Source organism: Neoroseomonas rubea (assembly GCF_016106015.1).
Taxonomy (GTDB): Bacteria; Pseudomonadota; Alphaproteobacteria; order Acetobacterales; family Acetobacteraceae; genus Neoroseomonas; species Neoroseomonas rubea.
In genome coordinates this window covers 1-5571 of sequence record NZ_JACADQ010000284.1, presented here as the reverse complement: position 1 = coordinate 5571, position 5571 = coordinate 1, and the positions used below count along the sequence as shown (strand labels likewise).

Annotated in this window: 6 protein-coding genes; 3 read left to right on the top strand and 3 right to left on the bottom strand. The window is 72.6% G+C overall.

Translation table 11 applies throughout. From position 1 onward, the window contains the following. The coding region (locus HW577_RS19655) for a mechanosensitive ion channel family protein (RefSeq protein WP_198377826.1) at nucleotides 1-911 on the bottom strand (911 nt) is incomplete at its 3' end. Nucleotides 912-1015: 104 nt separating this feature from the next. Here HW577_RS19655 and HW577_RS19650 point away from each other — a divergent pair. Next, nucleotides 1016-1894, top strand: coding sequence for a polysaccharide deacetylase family protein (locus tag HW577_RS19650; RefSeq protein WP_198377825.1), 879 nt, complete (start codon nucleotides 1016-1018; stop codon nucleotides 1892-1894). A gap of 286 nt (nucleotides 1895-2180) precedes the next feature. Here HW577_RS19650 and HW577_RS19645 read toward each other — a convergent pair whose 3' ends face one another. Together HW577_RS19645 and HW577_RS19640 are read right to left on the bottom strand one after the other, a co-directional pair. Further along, on the bottom strand, nucleotides 2181-3170 hold the full coding sequence (locus HW577_RS19645; protein WP_232475082.1) for a Bug family tripartite tricarboxylate transporter substrate binding protein: 990 nt from the start codon (nucleotides 3168-3170) through the stop codon (nucleotides 2181-2183). Nucleotides 3171-3341: 171 nt separating this feature from the next. Further along, the gene (locus HW577_RS19640) at nucleotides 3342-4223 is read right to left on the bottom strand and encodes a helix-turn-helix transcriptional regulator (RefSeq protein ID WP_198377824.1); all 882 of its coding nucleotides are present in this window, start codon (nucleotides 4221-4223) and stop codon (nucleotides 3342-3344) included. Between the two features lie 101 nt (nucleotides 4224-4324). On the opposite strand from HW577_RS19640, the gene HW577_RS19635 reads away from it, so the two are divergent. Together HW577_RS19635 and HW577_RS19630 are read left to right on the top strand one after the other, a co-directional pair. Continuing rightward, nucleotides 4325-5029 (top strand): ABC transporter permease, encoded by a 705-nt coding sequence (locus HW577_RS19635; RefSeq protein ID WP_332837767.1) that lies wholly within the window; start codon nucleotides 4325-4327, stop codon nucleotides 5027-5029. A gap of 136 nt (nucleotides 5030-5165) precedes the next feature. Next, nucleotides 5166-5571 (top strand): ATP-binding cassette domain-containing protein (locus HW577_RS19630; RefSeq protein ID WP_198377822.1); only part of this gene is annotated, 406 nt, incomplete at its 3' end.

Genomic DNA, 5571 nt, shown 5'->3' with positions numbered 1-5571 from the left:
GGGCCTGCGGGCTCGGGCGGCTGCCAGGGGCGGCCGGGCGCCACCTCCCGCCCCGGGCGGGCGAGTTCGAGCCCGGCGCGCTGCAATGCGCGCTGCGCGGCGCCCGCCACCGTGTCCCGCCAGCGCATCTCCGCGCCGAAATCCGGCACGTGGAAGCGCACGGCGTAGACCGCCATGCCCTGCGAGAGATCGACCAGAACCACGTCCGGCGCGAAGTCCGGCAGGTCGCGCCCCGCCTCCATCGCGGCGGCCAGCAGCAGGCGGCGGGCGCGCTCGGCCGGCAGCGAAGCGTCCACCGGCACGTTCACCTGCGTTCGGAAGCGCCCGGCGATGCCGCTGCCATAGACCGCGATGCGGTGCCCGGCGATCAGGCTGTTCGGCACCACCAGCGTCACGCCATCCCGCGTCACCAGCTTCGTCGTGCGCCAGGAGATTTCGGTGACGCGGCCGGCGCAGCCTTCCGTCGCCTCGATCCAGTCGCCGATCGCGTAAGGCGATTCGATGCCGAGCGCGATGCCCGAGAAGATGTCGCCGAGCGTGTTCCTCAGCGCGAAGCCGAGCACGGCGATGAGGACGGAGGAGGTGGCGATGAGCCCCGTCGCCGGCAGCTCGAAGACGAACTGCGTCACGAAGAGCAGCGCGGCGACGAACATCGCCGTGCCGATCAGGTCCGAAAGCAGCTTCGGATGCGCGGCGAGCAGGATCGCCGCGAGCCGCGCGGCAGCCCAGGCGAGCGCGAACCAGAAGGCGGTTCCGGACGCCAGGCGCGCGGAGCCGGCGAAGCCCGCCTCGGGCAGCAGCAGATGCGCCGCGAGCGCGGTGCCCGCGGCGACGCCCGGCAGGATCATGCGGCGGAACGATGTGGCGGTCAGCGCTTCCCCCAGTCGGTGCTGTGTGGCCCGGCATTCCATGGTAGCGGCCGGCGCGGCCGCGACGGAAGCGGTGGCGTCTCGACGCGCGGGCGGAATCCGGCCATGCCTGCGGTCAGCACCGCAGCAGCCCGCTGGAGATCCCCATGGCCGAGCCCAATCCGCGCATCCCGTTCCGCCTGGAAGGCGACGCGCCGCCGCTGCCGCGCTTCCGCGGCAAGCGGGTGATCGTGAACGTCGCGATCAACGTGGAGTACTGGCCCTTCGACCAGCCGATGCCGCGCGCCATCCTGCCGCCGCCGCACGGCATCCGCGCCGTGCCGGACGTGCCGAACTTCACCTGGGTGGAGTACGGGCTGCGCGTCGGCATGCAGCGGCTGATCGACCTCTGCGCGGCGCTCGACATCCGTGCCTCCAACCTCTCGAACGCGCAGATCTGCACGCATTACCCGCGGCTTGCCGAGGCGATGCTGAAGGCGGAGTGGGAGTTCGTCGGCCACGGCCTCTACCAGAAGGCGCTCGCGACGGTGGAGGAGGACGAGGCCTGGGTGCGCGAGAGCCTGTCCATCATGCGTGCCTTCTCGGGCCAGCCCGTGCGCGCCTGGCTCGGCCCGGGGCTGTCGGAGAAGGCGGACACGCCCGAAGTGCTGAAGCGCCACGGCGTCGACTTCCTGCATGATTGGCTGGTGGACGACACGCCGGTGTGGATGCGCACGGAAGCCGGGCCGATGCTGTCGCTGCCCTACACCGTCGAGCTGAACGACGTGCCGGTCTATGTCGTGGCGAACCAGGCGTCGGATGCGCTCGCCGCGCGGATCCGCGACAGCATGGCCTTCTACGCGCGCGGCGGCTTCGACCGCACGCGGGTGATGACCATCGCGCTGCATCCGCATGTGATCGGCGTCGCGCACCGGATGGAGAGTTTTGCCGCGGTGATGGCCGAGCTCGCGGCGCATGAAGAGGTCGCCTTCGCGACCTCGAGCGAGATCGGCGACTGGTTCGCCGCGCTGCATCCCGCGCCATGATGGAGAGGTTCGGATCGAGGCAAAGCCGCGATCCGGGAGCGCAGGGCGCGACCGCGCGCAGAACATCAGCGCCACCAGGCGGGCCCGTCCACGGCGCGAAGGCAAGGGCCGCGGATGCGGTCCGCCCGCCGTCCGAGGGCAGACAAAGACCACGGATCGAGGCACAGCCTCGATCCGTGAGCGCAAATGCGCGACCGCGCCCAGACCACCAGCGGTCGCCTGTGCACCCGTCCACGGCGCGAAGGCAAGGCGGCCGGATGGCCGCCGCCCGCCGTCTGAGGGCAAACTAATCGAGCGTGATGTTCGCTTCCCGCGTCAGCCGCCCCACCAGCGCCTGCTGTTCGCGCACATAGGTCGCGAAGGCGGCCGGGCTGCTGCCCACCGGCAGCATGCCGATCTGCGCGAGGCGATCCTTCACCGACTGCTGGTTCAGCGCGTGTCGTGCGGCGGCGTTCATGCGCTCGACGATCGGCGCCGGCGTGCCGGCGGGCGCGAAGATGCCGCCCCATTCGATCCATTCGTAGCCGGCGAGCCCGGCCTCCTGCAGCGTCGGCACGTTCGGCAGCTGCGGGATGCGCTCCTTCGTCGTCACCGCGAAGGCCTTGAGCCGCCCGTCCTGTGCCAGCGCGGTGGACGATGCCGTCGTGCCGAAGTGGAACTGCGTCGTGCCCGCGAGCAGCGCCTGCACCGCCGGCCCGCCGCCGCGGAAGGGCACGTGCGTCGCCTCGAAGCCCGCCTGCTGGAGGAAGAGCACGGCCGAGTAATGCGCCGCCGAGCCGTTGCCCGAGGACGCGTAGACGAGCGGATTGCCCGCCTGCGCCCGCGCCCGGCCGAGGGCGAGGAATTCCTGGATATTGTTCGCCGGCACGGAGGGGTGCGCGACGAGGATCAGCGGCACGGTCGTCAGCTGCGTCACCGGCGCGAAGGCGGTCTCGTAGTTGAAGGCCAGGTTGCGCACGAGATGCGGCGCCGAGGCATGCGACGAAGCGTCGAAGAGGAAGGTGTAGCCATCCGGCTGCGCCTGCGCGACCGCCGCGGCGGCGATGGTGCCCGTCGCACCCGGCCGGTTCTCGGCGACGATCGGCTGGCCGAGCTGCTCGCCCATGATCGGCCCGATCAGCCGCGTGACGGTGTCGATCGCGCCGCCCGGCGGGAAGGAGACGATGGCGCGGATCGGCCGGTTCGGCCAGGCGGCCTGCGCGAAGGCGGGCAGCGGCAGCGTAGCGGCGCCGGCGGCGGCGAGCAGGGCGCGGCGGCCCGGCAGCGGCATGGTCATGCGATCTTGTCTCCCGTTGACGGCCCAAGGCTTACCGCGCGCACACGGCGCTGTGGAGGGCCCCGTGCCTATCGGTTGGAGAATGCCTCGCCCTGCGGGCGGCGACAGCCAGGCGCCCGAAGGGGCGCTGGCGACTTAGTGGCCGAAGGTGAGGCCTTCGGCCCCGACGCGTCACGGCAGAAATGCCACGCCGCCCGTCTCCTCGACCCCATAGCCGCCGAGGCGCGCGGCGCGCTCTGCGAAGGCGGGGCGGCGCGTGAAGGCAAGCAACGCCTGCACCGGCGGCTCGAAGAAGCGGCGCTGCTCCATCACGAGGTCGAAGCGTTCCCGGAACAGCGGCACGAAGCCGAGACCGCGCGCGGTGGCCTCCGACCGGATGCCGAAGCCCGCATCCGCGCGGCCCTCCGCGACCGCGGCTGCGACCTCGTCATGCGCCAGCGCCGGCGCGGGCAGGAAGCCGACGGCCTCGAGGCGGATGCCCGCCTCGGCCAGCAGGTGCAACAACAGCACGTGGCTGCCCGCGCGCGGCTGGCGGCCGATGACGCGGATGCCGGGCGTCGCCAGGCTCGCGGCGGCGGCGAGCCGTCGCGGATTGCCGGGCGGCACGATCAACCCCTGCTCCCGCCAGGCCCAGAGGATGCCGACCCAGGCGCGGCGCGGCAGGTATTCGCGCACCGCTGGCAGGTTGAAGGCGCCGCTGTCGGGATCGAGCAAGTGGCTCGCGGCGACCGCCGCCTTGCCCTCGGCCAGCGCCGCAAGGCCCTCGAGGCTGCCGCCCGTGCTGAGCGCGAGGCCGCAGCCCGATTGCCGCACCGCCCAGTCGAGCAGCGGGTCGTGGCTCCCGGCGATGATGGGCGGCGGCGGCGCGGCGGGAATGCCGGGATCGGGTTCGGCCTGGGCGTCGAGCCAGGCTTCCAGACGCCGGCGGGGAAAGACCCATTTGCCGCCGAGCTGCGCCGCCGGCACCCGCCGGCCCCGGGCGAGGTCATACAGCGCGCGCTCCGACAGGCGGAGGAAGGCGGCGGCTTCCCTGAGGGTGAGGACATCCGGCATTAAACGGCAGATTTCGGCAAATGGCGACGCGGCGTCAAGATATCCGACCGTTGACGTCGGCATTTGCCATCCGCAGGTTCGCCGCGACCCTGGAAGCACCCGTGAACGATTTTGGCATCGCCGCCGCCACCGCGATCGACCTCGTCGTCAGCGCTGACCCTGCACTGGCGCGGATCGTGCTGCTCTCGTTGCAGGTGAGCTTCACGGCGCTGCTGATCGCCGCGGTAGTGGGCCTGCCGCTCGGCGCGCTGCTGGCGGTCGCGCGCTTCCCCGGGCGCGGCCTGGTGCTGTCGGTGCTGAACGCCCTGATGGGCCTGCCGCCCGTGGTCGCGGGGCTGCTGATCTACCTGCTGCTGTCGCGCTCGGGCCCGCTCGGGCCGCTCGGTCTGCTGTTCACGCCGACGGCCATGGTCATCGCGCAGGCGGTCTTGATCGCGCCGATCCTCGTGGCCCTGACGCGGGAAGTGCTGGAAGGGCTGTGGGAGGAGTATGACGAGCAGCTCCGTTCCTTCGGCGCGGACCGGCTGCGCGCCGTGCCGACGCTGCTGTGGGACGGGCGCTTCGCGCTGCTGACCGTGCTGCTCGCGGGCTTCGGGCGCGCGAGTGCGGAGGTCGGCGCGGTGATGATCGTCGGCGGCAACATCGACGGTTTCACGCGGGTGATGACGACGGCGATTGCGCTTGAGACCAGCGCGGGGAACCTGCCGCTCGCGCTCGCGCTGGGGATGGTGCTGATGGCGATCGTGCTGCTGCTGAACGCCGCTGCGCAGGCGACGCGGCAGGTCGCGCAGCGGGCGGGGGCGTGATGATCGACGCCGCCGACACGGCTCCTTCGCAGCGCGCCCCGCGCGCCGCTCCGGCCATCGGGGGCGCCATCGTGAACGCCGCCGATTCAGCCCTCCGCAGCGCGCCCCGCGCGCCGCTCCGGCCATCGGGGGCGTGATGCGCGCGCCCGACACGATCCTGCCGCTGCGCGCGGAAGGGCTCGGCTTCGCCGCGGGCGGGCACGCGATCCTCTCCGCCGTGACCCTGCTGATCCAGGCCGGCGCGCCGAGCGTGATCATCGGCCCGAACGGAGCGGGAAAGTCCGTTCTGCTGCGCCTGCTGCACGGGCTGCTCGCACCGACCCAAGGCCGCATCACCTATGCCGGCGCCGACCCGGCACGGCGCCAGTCCATGGTGTTCCAGCGCCCCGTGCTGCTGCGCCGGAGCGTCATGGCGAATGCACTCTATCCGCTGCGGCTCGCCGGCGTGCCGGCGGTCGAGCGCGAGGCGCGGGCGCGCGCGGCGCTCGAGATGGTCGGCCTTGCGGAGCTCGCCGACCGGCCGGCGCGGCGGCTGTCCGGCG